Below are 14,678 nucleotides of genomic sequence, written 5' to 3'. Positions count from 1 at the left end.
ACGCAGGCGTACGGCACAATGCGTCGATGCCATCTTCCGACATCGCTTCGTTTTCCTGCCTCGAACTGCCGGTCGCATCGCCGGACGGCCACCGCGCCTGCCTGCTCGCCCGCATTCCAGCCGCGCCGCAGGCCAGCCTGTTGTGGGTGCCGGCACTCGGGGTGGCGGCGAAGCATTACCTGCCGTTCGCGGATGCGCTGGCGGCGCACGGCGTCGCCGTGTTCCTGCACGAATGGCGCGGCAACGGCTCCAGCAACCTGCGCGCCAGCCGCGCATGCGACTGGGGCTACCGCGAACTGCTGGAGGACATCGCCGCCAGTGCGACCGTGGTCGCGGCAACCGCACCGGAACTCCCGCGCATCGTCGGCGGGCACAGCCTCGGCGGGCAGCTTGCGGGCCTGCATCTCGCCCTGCATCCACAGGCGGCGTCCGCACTGTGGCTGGTCGCCAGCGCCGCCCCGTATTTCCGCGCGTATCCGGCGCCATCGCGTTGGTGGCTGCCCTTGGCCTATCGCTTCCTGCCATGGCTGGCGCGGGTCAACGGCAGCCTGCCCGGCCGCTGGATCCGCTTCGCCGGCAACGAGGCGCGCGGCGTGATGGCGGACTGGGCGCGCAGCGCATTGAGCGGCCGTTATGCCGCGTCCGGCCTGGACGTCGATCTCGATGCCGCGATGGCGCAGTTCCACGGTGAGGCCCGCGCGATCGCGCTGCGCGACGACTGGCTGGCACCGCCGACTGCGACCGGGTTCCTGCTGTCGAAATTCAGGCCGGCACGCACCGAGCTGGCATTGTTCGACGCGGCGCGCCTGGGCACCTGCGCCGACCATTTCGCGTGGATGAAGCAGCCCGACGCGGTGGCGGACTTCCTGGCCGGCTAGAGCTTGCCGAACACCAGCGTGGCGTTGGTGCCGCCGAAGCCGAAGCTGTTCGACATCACCGTGCGCAACTGCGCATCGCGGCTTTCGCGCAGGATCGGGAAGCCTTCGCAACGCGGGTCCAGGGTCTCGATGTTGGCCGAGCCGGCCATGAAGCCGTCGCGCAGCATCAGCAGCGAATAGATCGCCTCGTGCACGCTGGCCGCGCCCAGCGAATGGCCGCTCAGCGCCTTGGTCGAGGACAGCGGCGGCACCGCGTCGCCGAACACCTCGCGCACCGCGCCGAGTTCGGTGACGTCGCCCAGCGGGGTGGAGGTGCCGTGGGTATTGAGGTAATCGATGGGACGATCGATGCCTTCCATCGCCATGCGCATGCAGCGCACCGCGCCCTCGCCGCTCGGCGCCACCATGTCGGCGCCGTCGCTGGTCACGCCGTAACCGATCAGTTCGGCATGGATGCGCGCGCCGCGCGCGACCGCGTGGTCGTAATCCTCCAGCACCAGCATGCCGCCGCCGCCGGCGATGACGAAGCCGTCGCGGTTGGCGTCGTACGGACGCGAGGCGGTGGCCGGGGTTTCGTTGTACGAAGTGGACAGCGCGCCCATCGCGTCGAACATCACCGTCATCGTCCAGTGCAGGTCCTCGCCGCCGCCGGCGAACACGATGTCCTGCGCGCCGAGCCGGATCAGGTCCGCCGCCGCGCCGATGCAGTGCGCGGAGGTCGCGCAGGCGGCCGACAGCGAATAGCTCACGCCCTTGATCTTGAACGCGGTGGCCAGGTTGGCGGAGACGGTGGAGCACATCGTGCGCGGCACCATGTACGGCCCGACCTTGCGCACCCCGCGCTCGCGCAGGATGTCGGCGGTTTCCACCTGCCATTCGCTGGAGCCGCCGCCGGAACCGGCGATCAGGCCGGTGCGCGGGTTGCTCACCGCCGCTTCGTCCAGCCCCGCATCGGCGATCGCGTCGCGCATCGCCACGTAGCTGTAGGCCGCGGCATCGCTCATGAAGCGCTTGAGCTTGCGGTCGATGGCGGCCTCGAGGTCGAGCTCGACCGCGCCGCCGACCTGGCTGCGCAGGCCGCGCTCGGCGTGGTCCGGCAGGAAGCGGATGCCCGCGCGCCCCGCGCGCAATGCGGCCGAAACCGTGTCCAGGTCATTGCCGAGGCAGGAGGCGATGCCCATGCCCGTCACCACGATGCGGCGTTGCGTGCTCACATGCCCTCCATCGACTGGAACAGGCCAACCCGCATGTCCGACGCGGTGTAGATCTCGCGCCCGTCGACATAGGTGCGGCCGTCGGCGATCACCATCTTCAGGCGGCCGCGCATCACCCGGCGGATATCGATCTCGTAGGCGACGACCTTCGCATCCGGCATCACCTGCCCGGTGAACTTGATCTCGCCGGCGCCGAGCGCGCGGCCGCGGCCCTGCTCGCCCAGCCACGGCAGGAAGAAGCCGGTGAGCTGCCACATCGCGTCCACGCCCAGGCAGCCCGGCATCACCGGGTCGTTGAGGAAATGGCAGCCGAAGAACCAGAGATCCGGATGGATGTCGAGCTCGGCGCGGATGAAGCCCTTGCCGTAGGCGCCACCGTCCTCGGTGATGGTGGTGATGCGGTCGAACATCAGCATCGGCGGCGCCGGCAGGCGCGCGTTGTCGGTACCGAACAATTCACCGCGGGCACAGGCCAGCAGTTGCTCGCGATCCAGCGAGGGCAGGCGGGTCATGGGGCGACCTGTTTTGGAGTAAGAACTCGATTCTACGGCCGGCGGGTCCGACATACCTACGCGTATGCGAGCAGGAATGCGGGTTCCGGCCTTTACCCGGGTGAAATCGATTGCCGGCTGAAACCATTCCCGCAACGCAACATTTCCCGTATTAGACTTGGGCCGACTGCCCTTCCGGAACGCCCGCGTGACGCGACCCGCGCCTGCTTCGCTGCTGACCATCTTCGGCGCCACCGGCGACCTCGCCCAGCGCATGCTGCTGCCCTCGCTGTACAGCCTGCAGGCGGAGCAGCTGCTGCCGCCCGGCCTGCGCATCCTCGGCACCGCGCGCAGCGAGCTGGATCGCGAAGGCTTCTCCACCCTGGTCGCCAACACCATCAACCAACGGATCCCGGCGGCGGAACGCAACGACGCCGCGCTGCGCGCCCTGCTGGGCCGGCTCGACTACTGCGCCGCCAGCGTCGACAACGACGCCTCGATGCAGGCGCTGGCGGCGAAAGTCGGCGAACTGCGCAACGGCGACGTGCTCTACCACCTCAGCACCGCGCCGCGCTTCTACGTGCCGGCCTGCCACGCGCTCGCCGCGCACGGCGCCGCCGACGCGCAGACCCGGGTGATGCTGGAGAAGCCGATCGGCAAGGACCTGGCCAGCGCCGACGCGATCAACGACGGCGTGGCCCAGGTGTTCGACGAGGAGCGGGTGTACCGCGTCGACCATTACCTCGGCAAGGAAGGCGTGCAGAACCTGATCGCGCTGCGCTTCGGCAACGCGCTGTTCGAGCCGCTGTGGAATTCCGTGCATATCGAGCAGGTGCAGATCACCGTGGCCGAGACCGTCGGCGTGGAAGGCCGCGGCGACTACTACGACGACTCCGGCGCGATGCGCGACATGCTGCAGAACCACCTGTTGCAGCTGCTGTGCCTGGTGGCGATGGAACCGCCGGCGCGGTTCGGCCCGAACTCGGTGCGCAACGAGAAGATCAAGGTGTTGCGTTCGCTGCGCGCGATCGGCCGCGACGACGTCGCCGGCGAATCGGTCGCCGGCCAATACACCGCCGGCGCGATCGACGGCGTGGCGGTCCCCGGCTATGCGTCGGAGCTCGGCCGCGACAGCCGCACCGAAACCTTCGTCGCCCTGCGCGCGCACGTCGACAACTGGCGCTGGTCGGGCGTGCCGTTCTACCTGCGCACCGGCAAGCGCCTGCCCGCGCGCTGCACCGAGATCTACATCCAGTTCCGCAAGGTGCCGTATTCGATCTTCGGCGGCCGCGCCGCCACCGACATGCAGCCCAACGGACTGCTGATCCGCCTGCAGCCGGAAGAGCGGATCGAACTCGACCTGATGGCCAAGACCCCGGGCCTGGACCGCAGCGGCCTGCGCATGTCGCAGGTGGCGCTGGATCTGGACTTCCACCAGGAATTCGCCAACGCGCGCCGCCGCATCTCCTACGAACGCCTCTACCTCGACGCGATCGAAGGCAACGGCACCCTGTTCGTGCGCCGCGACGAAACCGAAGCGGCCTGGCAATGGGTGGACACCATCCTCGATGGCTGGCGCAGCGCGAACCACGCCCCCAAGCCCTACCCCGCCGGCACCTGGGGACCGAGCGCGGCGGTGTCGCTGATCGAGCGCCACGGCCACAGCTGGCGCGAGTGATGGGCTGGGTCGAACACGACTACCCGAACACCGGTGCGTTGATCGACCAGGTCGCGCGGGCGCTGCAGCACGCCTGCCGCGAGGCCATCGGCGCGCGCGGGGCCGCATGGCTGGCGCTCGCCGGCGGACGCACGCCGCTGCCGATCTACGCACGACTGGCCGCCTCGCCATGCGACGGCACGATCACCGCGATCCCCACCGATGAACGCTGCGTGCCGCACGACCATCCCGCCTGCAACTTGCGTGCGCTGCGCGAAGCGTTCGCGGCGAACAGCGGCATCACCGCGGCCGGCATCACCCGCGAAGACGGCGACGAAGCCGCATCGCTGGCGCAGGCACGCGCGCTGTTCGCGGTGAATGCGCAACCTTTCGACTTCGTGCTGCTCGGCATGGGCGCGGATGGCCATTTCGCCTCGCTGTTCCCCGGCGCCGCCAACCTCGCCGAAGGCCTGGCGATGGAGGGCGGCATCGATGCCATCGCCACCCAGCCCGATCCGTTGCCGCCGGAAGCGCCATTCGTGCGGATCAGCCTGAGCCTGCCGCGCTTGCTGCGCGCCCGCGAAGTCCACCTGGTCGTGACCGGCGAGGACAAGCGCCGCGTGCTGCGCCAGGCGCAGCAGCAGGACCAGGGCGGCGCCATTCCATACCCGGTTGCCGCGCTGCTGCATGCGCGCGACCATCGCCTGCAGATCCACTGGAGTCCCTGATGGCAGCGTTGCATCCCGTGGTCGAACGCGTCACCGCCCGCATCGCCGAACGCAGCCGCAAACTGCGTGACGACTACCTGGCGCGGATGGACGCCGCGCGCGAATCGCGGCCGGCGCGCCGCGACCTGGGCTGCGGCAACCTCGCCCACGGCTTCGCCGCCTCCGGCGCCGACAAGGCCAACCTGCGCAGCGGCAGCGGCGGCAACATCGGCATCGTCACCGCCTACAACGACATGCTCAGCGCGCACCAGCCGATGGAGCAGTATCCGTCGCTGATCCGCATGGCCGCGCGCAACGCCGGCGGCAGCGCGCAGGTCGCCGGCGGCGTGCCGGCGATGTGCGACGGCGTCACCCAGGGCCGGGCCGGCATGGAGCTGTCGCTGTTCTCGCGCGATGCCATCGCGATGGCCACCGCGGTGTCGCTGTCGCACGAGATGTTCGATGCCGCGCTGCTGCTCGGCGTGTGCGACAAGATCGTGCCCGGCCTGCTGATCGGCGCGCTCAGCTACGGCCATTTGCCGACGATCTTCGTGCCGGCCGGACCGATGCCCTCCGGCATCCCCAACAAGCAGAAGGCGGAAGTGCGCCAGCGTTACGCGCTCGGCGAAGCCAGCCGCGACGAGCTGCTGGAGGCCGAGGCCGCCTCGTACCACGCACCCGGCACCTGCACCTTCTACGGCACCGCCAATTCCAACCAGATGCTGATGGAAGTGATGGGCCTGCACATGCCGGGCAGCGCCTTCGTCAGCCCGGGCACGCCGCTGCGCGATGCGCTGACCGTAGCCGCCGCCGAACAGGCATTGCGCATCACCGCGCTCGGCGACGACTACCGCCCGCTGGCGCGCACCGTCGACGAGAAAGCCATCGTCAACGCGATGGTCGGCCTGGCCGCCACCGGCGGCTCCACCAACCATGCGCTGCACCTGGTCGCCATCGCCCGCGCCGCGGGATTGATCATCGACTGGGACGACCTCGACGAACTGTCGCAGGCCACGCCGCTGCTGGCGCGCGTGTACCCGAACGGCAGCGCCGACGTGAACCACTTCCATGCCGCGGGCGGCCTGGGCTTCGTCATCCGCGAACTGATCGACGCCGGCCTGCTGCATCCCGACATCGCCTGCGTGCACGGCGGCGACCTGCGCCAGCAGGCGCTGGAACCGCACCTCGACGGGCTGCAGTTGCAATGGCGCGATGCGCCCGCGCAATCGAAGGACGACAGCGTGGTGCGCGGCGTGGCCGCGCCATTCGACAGCGAGGGCGGCCTGCGTCGCCTCGAAGGCAACCTCGGCCGCTGCGTGGTGAAGATCTCCGCGGTCGCGCCGGAGTTCCGCCGCATCGAGGCGCCCGCGCGCATCTTCGATTCGCAGGATGCCTTGCTCGACGCATTCAAGGCGGACCAACTGACCGGCGATTTCGTCGCGGTGGTGCGCTGGCAGGGCCCGCGCGCCAATGGCATGCCGGAACTGCACAAGCTCACGCCGACGCTCGCGGCCTTGCAGGACCGCGGCCAGAAAGTCGCGCTGCTGACCGACGGCCGCATGTCCGGCGCCTCCGGCAAGGTGCTCGCCGCGATCCACGTGACGCCAGAAGCGGCGGATGCCGGCGCGCTGGCCAAGCTGCGCGAAGGCGACCTCGTCCGCATCGATGCCGAGGCCGGCACGATGGACGCGTTGGTGGATGCCGGCGAATGGGCGGCGCGCGCGGTCGCGAAGCCGGAACTCGCCGGCAACCGCATCGGCCACGGCCGCGAGCTGTTCGCGCTGATGCGCAGGCAGGTCGGCCCGGCCGAACAGGGCGCCTGTTCGCTGTTCATCGACGAGGACGATGCATGAGCACGCTGGCGCTGGTCGCGGACATCGGCGGCACCAATGCGCGCTTCGCGCTGACCGACCTGGCCGCGCCGAACGTCGAACTGCACGAGGCGCAATCGCTGCGCAACGCCGACTTCGCCAGCGTCCAGCATGCGGTGGAACACTACCTGCAGGGCATCGGCAGCATGCCGAAGCACGCCGCGCTGGCGGTGGCCTGCCCGGTCGGCAGCGACGAGATCCGCCTGACCAACCGCGCATGGTCGTTCAGCCGGCGCGAACTGCAGCGCACGCTCGGCCTCGACGAGCTGCGCATGATCAACGACTTCGGCGCGGTGGCGTGGGCGATCCCCTCGCTGCAGCGCGACAGCCTGGTCACCCTGCACGGCGATGCCTCGGCGCCGCTGCGCGGCCCGGTCAGCGTGCTCGGCCCCGGCACCGGCCTTGGCGTCGCCCAGCTGGTCGGCTCGCACGAGCATGGCTGGCACGCGGTGGAAACCGAAGGCGGGCATACCAGCTTCGCCCCGATCGGCGACGAGGAGCGCGCGATCGCCGCGTGGCTCACCGCGCAGCACGGGCGCACCTCGACCGAACGCCTGCTGTGCGGCAAGGGCCTGTCGGAAATCGACCTGGTCCTGCGCGGCGGCACGGCCGTCGTCCCGGCCACCAGCCTCATGCCCGGCGAAAGCAGCCTGCAACGCCATGGATTGCGCGACCCCGCCGAAATCGTGGCCGCGGCGCTCGAAGGCCACGACATCGCCGCGCGCCAGACCCTGGCGCGTTTCTGCGCCGTGCTCGGCAGCGTCGCCGGCGATTGCGCGCTGATCCATGGCGCGCGCGCGGTGGTCATCGCCGGCGGCATCGTGCCGCGCTTCATCCCGTTCCTGCGCAGCAGCGCGTTCCGCGAACGCTTCCTGGCCAAGGGCCGGATGGCGGCGCTGCTGGAAACCGTGCAGATCCACGTCATCACCCACCCGCAACCGGGGCTGCTCGGTGCCGCCACCGCGCTGCGCTCCCGCGACCTGTGAGCCAGACCATGCTCGTTACCGCGCGCCACAACCAGCTCGTCGACGAAGTGTTCGCCTTGGCGCCGGTGATCCCGGTGCTGGCGATCGACCGCATCGAGGACGCGCTGCCGCTATGCCGCGCCCTGGTCGACAACGGCCTGCGGGTGCTCGAGATCACCCTGCGCACGGCGTGCGCGCTGGAGGCGATCGCCGCGGTCGCGCGCGCGATGCCGCAGGCCTGCGTCGGCGCCGGCACGGTGTTGAACGCACGCGATCTCGATGCGGTGACGCAAGCCGGCGCGCGCTTCGCGATCTCGCCCGGCGCCACCGACACGCTCTATCGCCACGCCGCCGGCTGCCCGATCCCGCTGATCCCCGGCATCGCCACCGCCAGCGAACTGATGCGCGGGCTGGAACACGGCTGGCAGCGCTTCAAGTTCTTCCCCGCCGAATCCAGCGGCGGCGTGGCCGCGCTGAAGGGCTTCGGCGGCCCGTTCGCGCAGGTGCGCTTCTGCCCGACCGGCGGCATCGACGCCGCCAAGGCGCCCGCCTACCTCGCATTGCCCAACGTCGCCTGCGTCGGCGGTTCGTGGATGGTGCCGGGCGATGCGCTGAAGGCGAAGGACTGGGCGCGCATCGGCGCGCTGGCGCGCGGAGCAGCGGCTCTGGCACGCGGCTGATCACCACGATCGGACGATGCCAGCTGCCTCGGCAAGAGCCGCACGCCTGGACTGTCCACAAACAAAAGCCCCCGCATCGATCGATGCGGGGGCTGCTTGTGCACTGTGAGGCTAAGCGATCAGAACTTGTAGTTCACGCCGAACAGGAGTGTGCGGCCCCACTTGACGGTCTCCAGCGGACGGTCCTTGCTACCGGCGTAGGTGCGGTAGGACTCGTCGCCCAGGTTGCTGGCCTGCAGCAGCAGGCTTAGCCCCTCGAGACTGCTGTTTTCGCCGAAGGCATAACTGACTTGCGCATCGGTGATGTTTTCGCCGACCACGTAACGCAGGGTGCGCTGTCCATCGAAGTTGCCGATCTCGCCAATGAAATCGGAACGGCGGCGGTTGTTGACGCGGAACTCGAAGCCGTTGCGCTCGTAGTAGGCGGTCAGGTTATAGACGCGCCTGGACAAGCCGGGCAAAGCGATCGGATCGCTGCCGATGCTGCTGGTGTTCTCGGGCGCCGCGATCGTGATGTTGCTATCGTTGAAGGTGGCGCTCGCCACCACGCCGAAGCCGGTGAAAGCCTTGCCGAACACCAGATCAAGCGGCATTGACGCGGTCAATTCGAGACCCTGCATCTTGCCGCCCTTGCCGTTGAACTGCGCGGTGTAATTGCCCGTGTTCTTCACCGTGACACCGGGCGGAAGCGAAGCGCCATTCACCGCCATCCACGACGCCACCTGATCGGTGAAATCGTAGCCGTCCCGGGTCGCGGTATAGATGTAGTTGACCAGATCCTTGTAGAAGTAAGCGGCGGCCACGTAGGCCTTGGAACCGAAGTACTTCTCGTACGAGATGTCGAACGCATTCGCGCGCCACGGCCGCAGCTCCGGATTGCCGCCACCACCGCCGGGAACGCCGGTGGCGGTGTTCACGCCGAAGTCCAGCGATGCGCGCATCTGGTCCACCCGCGCACGCGCGACTTGGCGCGCCAACCCGACGCGAAGCGTCTGGTCGTTCTCGAGCGAGAAGGCCAGGTTCATGCTGGGCAGAACATCGGTGTACTTCGCCCCCTTGTGGATCGGGAGCGCCTGCCGGCCGGCCGGCTGGGTGGCGTCCCAGTACCTGGAATCCGAGGACTGGTCTGTATGCTGGATCTGCACGCCGATGTTGCCGCGCACCGGGACCGATCCCCAGGTGGTATCGATGTTCGCCTTGACGTAGCCGGTGCCGATTTTCTCGTCGACCGCCCATGCCTTCGGGATCAGGTAGTCGAGGTTGTCCACCGGATTGAAGGTCATGTAACGCGAAACCGCGCCAGGCACGTTCCACGACGGGATCAGCCCCACGCCTGCGAACCCGAGGTCCACCAGACCGTACTGCAGGTCGGAGGCGATCGTCGTGTCGCCCTGCGCACCGACGTTGATGCCGCCTTCGGGCTGCCATTTCTGCTTGTGCCGATCCGAGTAATTCACGCCGGCATTGATTCCGGAGAACACGTTCTCCATGGCCCCCGGAGCCGGGAATTCCGCATCAAAGCGGAAGCTCTTCAACTCATCCTCGACCTTCGGCATCTTTCCGTAACCCGATCCGTAGATCGTGTTGCGCAGATATAGCTTGGTGGGATCTGAGTAATCACGGCCCGGCTTCAGCTGCGGAAATGGGCTGCCGGCGTAATTCACAGTCAGGGTGTCCAGCTGCTTGCTAGGCACCAGCTGGGTATTGTTCTCGAGGTTGATCTCGTTGCGCTTGGCCTTCGACCAGCTGAAATCGGCCGTAAGCTTGACTTGGTCGAGGAAGAATTCGTTGCGCCATCCGAATGCGTCGATCTTGTCCTTGCGCTTGTTGTACATCCCGCGGACGAGCGGATAGACGTTGGCGACCGTGCCGCCGGTCAAGGTTCCGTTGCCATTCACCCCGACATTGGTCCAGCTGCACGCCGGGCTGCACGGATAATCGCCGTTGTAGTAGAGATGGGATTCGAACTGGTTGGCAGTGTCTTCCTGGGTCGCCTGCGAATGGAACACGTCCAAGGTGCTGATCCAGGCGTCAGAAGGACGGAATTCGAGGGTACCCATCACGCCATCGCGCTTGCTGTAGCCAGTGCGGCGCAATGCCTTGATGCCGTCGGAGAACCATGTCCCCGCGGCGATGCCGGGACGCCAGCCTGCGCCGGCTTCGAACCAGGGTTCGTACAAACCCACTTGGTTCTCCTGGATCGGGGTATCCGAATGCGAGTAGCCGATCGAAAAACCAATCTTGCGATCCGCCGACTGGCCGATATAGCTCGCATTGAAGCGGTTGCCGTCGGCATCGGCATTCGCTGCGGAGCCGAGCGAATTTCGCTGCCAACGGCCGCTCAGTGCGATCACGCGGTGATCGTAATCCAGCGGACGCACGGTGCGCATATCGATCGTGCCGGACAGGCCCTGCCCGACCAGCGCCGCATCCGGCGTCTTGTACAGGGTCACGCCGGCCATCAATTCGGACGGGTACTGGTCGAACTCGACGCTGCGGTTGTCGCCCGTGCTCACCAGCTCGCGGCCGTTGAGCAGGGTGGTGGCGAAGTCCGGCGACAGGCCGCGCACGCTGATCACCTGCGCACGACCCGCCACGCGCTGGGCGGCGACGCCCGGCAGGCGGGCGATCGATTCGGCGATGCTCACGTCCGGCAGCTTGCCGATGTCCTCGGCCGACACGGCCTCGACGATCGAGGTCGCATCCTTCTTGATGTCGATCGCGCGCTCGATGCCGCCGCGGATGCCGGTCACCGTGACCTTGTCGAGGGTCTTGGCATCGTCGGCCTTCTTCTTCGCCGCCGCTTCTTCCCCGGCCTGGCCCGTCGACGGGGCCGTTTGCGCATGCGCCTGGGCCGTCAACATCATCGTCGCCGAGGCCAGCGCCACGCTCAGCAGGTTTCGCTTCAACTGCACCATCTTCCCCTCCAGGAATTTCGTTTGAGTGGTCGGACGATCGTTGTCGTCCGCTCCGCCGAGCCCGCATGCCGGCAGGCCATGCGTGAACGCGACCGATAGTAGTCGCGGAGTTTCGATGCCGCGCCAAACTGCATACGTATTCATGGAATTTCCGTTAATCGCCCGCTGGAACCCGCATGGCAGCGCGCTTTCAGGCATGGGCCGGTTGCGCGCGGAACGCACCGGCGCGAGGCGGCGCGGCGCTCGATCCCGTTTTTTTTGCAATGCACCATGCGCCAGCGCGCAGCCGAATCGCGGCGATCAATCCCGGCGTGCGGGCGGTGCGGCGGAATACGCCCAGCGCAGGAATACCGGCAGCATCCGCGCCCAGCTCGGCTGGTCGTGGCGGCCGCCCGCCAGCAGATACAAGGCCGCGGCTTCGCCATTCGGATTGTGCGGATCATCCGGGCTCACGTCGTAGCCGAGCTGGCGCAGCCCCTTGCGCGATGCGCCATCGGGGCCGTCCCAGCCTTGCATCAAGTCGCGTGTGTCGTCGAGCACGTCGATGACGCCATCGCCATCGCGGTCGTCAGTTTCCTCGTTCGTGCCGACGCCGAAGAACAGCTGCGGACGCTGCATCGGTTCGCTGCCATCCACCAACACGTGCACGATGCGCGTGGCCTGCACGGCATCCGCATCGCGATTGTCCGCCGACAGCCAGAACGAGGGCGAGAACGCACCGACGCGACCGAACGTTTCCGGATATTGCCAACCGATGCCGAACGCGCTGAGCGCGCCCAGCGACCAGCCGAGGATGGCGCGGCCGTCGGCGCGCGGCACGGTGCGGTAGCGCGCATCGATGGCCGGCAGCAGCGCTTGGGTGAGCCACTGCGCATAGGCCTGCGCGTTCGCGCCGACGTTCCCGTACTTGGTGGGCGCGATGATGGCGTCGCCCTTCGCGCGGTCGAACAGGCCATAGCCGGCCATGCGGTCCGGCGGCATGTCGATGGCGACCACGATGATCCGGGTGATCGCATGGCGGGCATACAACGCTTCGAGCGTGCCGGCCATGCCGACCGCGTCCATGTCCTGGCCGTCGTTGACGTACAGCGCCTCGTAGCGGGCCTGGGTCGCCGCGTAGTCCGGCGGCAGGTAGACGCGCACCCGGAACGGCTTGTCGGACAGCCCGGGCGCCGCCTGTTCCAGCGTCTCGACGCGAATGCCCTGCGCCTGCGCAATGGCGCAAGCGAGCAACAACCACAGACCGGCGATGAACCGCATCCGATCAACCCTCGATGGGGACCAGCCGCACCGCCGCACCGCCGCCGCCAGCCAGCCACAAGGCCAGCGTGTCGCCGCGCGTCACCTCGCGGGATTCGCGCACGAAGCGGAAACGCGCGTCGCCATGCCAGTCGGCGCCTTCGCCATCGCGGTAGATCTCCGCGCGGTAGCGCTTGCCGGGATCGAGGAAATCCAGCGCCAACGGCACGTTGCGCGGATTGCGGTCGTTGACCGCGCCGATGAACCAGGCATCCGCGCCGCGCTGCTTGCGCGCGATCACCGCGTACTCGCCGACCTCGCCGGCCAGCATCCGGCTTTCATCCCAGTCCACCGCGACGTCCTTGATGAACTGGAAGGCATCGGCATGCTGCGCGTAGTGCTCCGGCAGGTCGGCGGCCATCTGGATCGGGCTGTACAGCGCGATGTACAGGCCCAGCTGCCGGGCCACCGTGCTGCCGATCTCCTGCCCGTTCTTGCCGGTCAGGCTGACCACGCCCGGGGTGTAGTCCATCGGCCCGGCCAGCATGCGCGTGTAGACCAGCGTGACTTCATGCTCCGGCGAATTCGGCGGATCGCCCCAGGCATTGAACTCCTGCCCGCGCGCGCCTTCGCGCGAGACCCAGTTCGGGTAGGTGCGGCGCAGCCCGGTGTCCTTGATCGGCTCGTGCGAATTGATCGCGACATGGTGTTTCGCCGCGTCCTGCACCACGCGCAGATGATGGTTGCTCATCCACTGGCCTTCGTGCCATTCGCGCAGCACCGGGCCGTTCACAACATCTTGGCGCTCGATCTGCCCGGCATCGCAGACGTAGCCGGTCTTGACCGCGTCGATGCCCAGCGTGTCGAACAGGGCGAACGCCTCGTCCATCTGCCGCTCGTAGTGGCTGACCGCGCAACCGGTCTCGTGGTGGCCGATCAGGTGCACGCCCTTGGTTTTCGCGTATGCCGCAAGGCCGCGCAGGTCGTAGTCCGGCGTCGGCTTGCGGAAGTCGAAATCCCAGCCGTTGGCGAACCAGTCGCCGTCCCAGCCCACGTTCCAGCCTTCGACCAGCACGCCGCGGAAGCCGTTTTCTGCGGCGAAATCGATGTAACGCCTGGTGTTCGCGGTGGTCGCGCCATGCTTCGGCCCGGTCGCCCAGGTCTGCTTGTCCAGGTGCAGCGACCACCACACGCCCACGTACTTGGCCGGCTTGAACCAGCCAACGTCGCCCAGCTTGTTCGGCTCGTTGAGGTTGAGGATCAGGTTGGATTCGACCAGGCCGCCGGCGTTGTCGCTGATGGTGATGGTGCGCCAGGGCGTGGCGAACGGCGTCTTGCGCACCACCGGAGTCGGACTGCCCGGGGTGAGGATCGCGCGCAGGGTGCGGCCGTCGCGCATCAGGTTCATGCCGGCGTAATCGACCAGCGCGGCCTCGTGGATGCTGAGGTGCACGCCGTCGTCGGTGCGCAAGGTGATCGGCGTCTGCGCCACGCCCACTTCGACCAGCGGCGTGCGTTGGTAGAGGTATTCCTCGCGGTTCCATTCGAAGGCGGGAATCCACCACGCGGTGGCCGGCCGCGCGATCGCGAACTCGGTGAGTTCCTGCACGATCTGCGCTTCCTGCAGCTTCGGCTGGGCCGGGATGTCGTAGCGGAAGCCGACGCCGTCGTCGAACACCCGGAACACCATGTCGAAGCGGCGCCTGTCGTGGTCCTTCTCGACGAAGCTCGCGCGCAACTCGTTGTAGTGGTCGCGCACGTAGCGGCGCTCGCCCCAGGGTTGTTCCCAGGTGCTATCGGCGCTGCGCGCGGCCTGCTTGTCCAGTTGCAGCCCGCGCAGGATCTGCCGGCCATTGCGGAAGATGAAGCCGAGCCGCGAATCGGCGACCACCGGCTTGCCGTCGCGCAGCACGCGGTAGGCCAGCCGCCCCTCGCCGTTGAGGTCCAGCTGGACCACGATCCGCCCGTCCGGCGACGTCGCCTGCGCCACCTGTTCCGCATGCACGAAACCCGGCAAGGCCAACGCCAGCAAGATGCCCCATCGCAATCCCTTCATCG

The 14,678-nt window shown here is 68.2% G+C and carries 11 protein-coding genes; 6 read left to right on the top strand and 5 right to left on the bottom strand.

Annotated elements, in window-relative coordinates; all coding sequences use genetic code 11:
- The first annotated feature begins 26 nt into the window (after positions 1–26).
- Complete coding sequence (locus FHQ07_RS13730) at positions 27–878, top strand: alpha/beta hydrolase family protein (RefSeq protein ID WP_139717598.1); 852 nt, start codon at positions 27–29, stop codon at positions 876–878.
- Here FHQ07_RS13730 and fabB read toward each other — a convergent pair.
- Positions 875–2,059, bottom strand: a complete 1,185-nt coding sequence (gene fabB / locus FHQ07_RS13725) for a beta-ketoacyl-ACP synthase I (RefSeq protein ID WP_139718112.1) — start codon at positions 2,057–2,059, stop codon at positions 875–877. The two genes, FHQ07_RS13730 and fabB, sit on opposite strands and share 4 nt — an antisense overlap.
- A gap of 29 nt (positions 2,060–2,088) precedes the next feature.
- Positions 2,089–2,604, bottom strand: coding sequence for a 3-hydroxyacyl-[acyl-carrier-protein] dehydratase FabA (fabA, locus tag FHQ07_RS13720; protein WP_139717596.1), 516 nt, complete (start codon positions 2,602–2,604; stop codon positions 2,089–2,091).
- A gap of 187 nt (positions 2,605–2,791) precedes the next feature.
- Here fabA and zwf point away from each other — a divergent pair, with 187 nt between their 5' ends.
- Genes zwf through FHQ07_RS13695 form a run of 5 tightly spaced genes read left to right on the top strand, consistent with a single transcriptional unit; the run spans position 2,792 to position 8,463 of the window.
- Positions 2,792–4,261: a glucose-6-phosphate dehydrogenase gene (zwf, locus tag FHQ07_RS13715; protein WP_139717594.1), complete on the top strand. Its 1,470-nt coding sequence runs from the start codon at positions 2,792–2,794 to the stop codon at positions 4,259–4,261.
- Positions 4,261–4,968, top strand: coding sequence for a 6-phosphogluconolactonase (gene pgl, locus FHQ07_RS13710; RefSeq protein ID WP_139717593.1), 708 nt, complete (start codon positions 4,261–4,263; stop codon positions 4,966–4,968). Before zwf ends, pgl begins: the two co-directional genes overlap by 1 nt.
- The gene (edd, locus tag FHQ07_RS13705) at positions 4,968–6,800 is read left to right on the top strand and encodes a phosphogluconate dehydratase (RefSeq protein WP_139717591.1); all 1,833 of its coding nucleotides are present in this window, start codon (positions 4,968–4,970) and stop codon (positions 6,798–6,800) included. Before pgl ends, edd begins: the two co-directional genes overlap by 1 nt.
- On the top strand, positions 6,797–7,804 hold the full coding sequence (gene glk / locus FHQ07_RS13700) for a glucokinase (RefSeq protein ID WP_139717589.1): 1,008 nt from the start codon (positions 6,797–6,799) through the stop codon (positions 7,802–7,804). The genes edd and glk overlap by 4 nt, the downstream gene beginning before the upstream one ends.
- Positions 7,805–7,812: 8 nt before the next feature.
- Entirely contained in the window at positions 7,813–8,463 is a 651-nt protein-coding gene (locus tag FHQ07_RS13695) for a bifunctional 4-hydroxy-2-oxoglutarate aldolase/2-dehydro-3-deoxy-phosphogluconate aldolase (protein ID WP_139717587.1), read from the top strand.
- A 119-nt stretch (positions 8,464–8,582) separates the two neighbouring features.
- On the opposite strand, the gene FHQ07_RS13690 is transcribed toward FHQ07_RS13695, so the two are convergent.
- The 3 genes from FHQ07_RS13690 to FHQ07_RS13680 all read right to left on the bottom strand — a co-directional run bounded on the left by FHQ07_RS13690 (position 8,583) and on the right by FHQ07_RS13680 (position 14,676).
- Positions 8,583–11,381, bottom strand: a complete 2,799-nt coding sequence (locus tag FHQ07_RS13690; RefSeq protein ID WP_139718110.1) for a TonB-dependent receptor — start codon at positions 11,379–11,381, stop codon at positions 8,583–8,585.
- A 300-nt stretch (positions 11,382–11,681) separates the two neighbouring features.
- Positions 11,682–12,641 carry an alpha/beta hydrolase gene (locus FHQ07_RS13685; protein WP_139717585.1) on the bottom strand — a complete coding sequence of 320 codons (960 nt, stop codon included), beginning with the start codon at positions 12,639–12,641 and terminating at the stop codon, positions 11,682–11,684.
- 4 nt (positions 12,642–12,645) lie between these two features.
- Complete coding sequence (locus FHQ07_RS13680; RefSeq protein WP_139717584.1) at positions 12,646–14,676, bottom strand: glycoside hydrolase family 97 protein; 2,031 nt, start codon at positions 14,674–14,676, stop codon at positions 12,646–12,648.
- Positions 14,677–14,678 lie beyond the last annotated feature (2 nt).

Source organism: Thermomonas aquatica, from assembly GCF_006337105.1.
Lineage (GTDB): Bacteria > Pseudomonadota > Gammaproteobacteria > Xanthomonadales > Xanthomonadaceae > Thermomonas > Thermomonas aquatica.
Note: the sequence above shows the minus strand (reverse complement) of the source record. Positions and strands in the feature narration are given on the sequence as shown.

Excerpts from the sequence above, each read along its gene's own strand:
- FHQ07_RS13685 (WP_139717585.1), bottom strand. The coding sequence starts at position 12,641 with ATGCGGTTCATCGCCGGTCTGTGGTTGTTGCTCGCTTGCGCCATTGCG.
- FHQ07_RS13690 (WP_139718110.1), bottom strand. The coding sequence starts at position 11,381 with ATGGTGCAGTTGAAGCGAAACCTGCTGAGCGTGGCGCTGGCCTCGGCG.
- edd (WP_139717591.1), top strand. The coding sequence starts at position 4,968 with ATGGCAGCGTTGCATCCCGTGGTCGAACGCGTCACCGCCCGCATCGCC.
- FHQ07_RS13680 (WP_139717584.1), bottom strand. The coding sequence starts at position 14,676 with ATGAAGGGATTGCGATGGGGCATCTTGCTGGCGTTGGCCTTGCCGGGT.
- fabA (WP_139717596.1), bottom strand. The coding sequence starts at position 2,604 with ATGACCCGCCTGCCCTCGCTGGATCGCGAGCAACTGCTGGCCTGTGCC.
- FHQ07_RS13695 (WP_139717587.1), top strand. The coding sequence starts at position 7,813 with ATGCTCGTTACCGCGCGCCACAACCAGCTCGTCGACGAAGTGTTCGCC.
- pgl (WP_139717593.1), top strand. The coding sequence starts at position 4,261 with ATGGGCTGGGTCGAACACGACTACCCGAACACCGGTGCGTTGATCGAC.
- fabB (WP_139718112.1), bottom strand. The coding sequence starts at position 2,059 with ATGGGCATCGCCTCCTGCCTCGGCAATGACCTGGACACGGTTTCGGCC.
- glk (WP_139717589.1), top strand. The coding sequence starts at position 6,797 with ATGAGCACGCTGGCGCTGGTCGCGGACATCGGCGGCACCAATGCGCGC.
- FHQ07_RS13730 (WP_139717598.1), top strand. The coding sequence starts at position 27 with ATGCCATCTTCCGACATCGCTTCGTTTTCCTGCCTCGAACTGCCGGTC.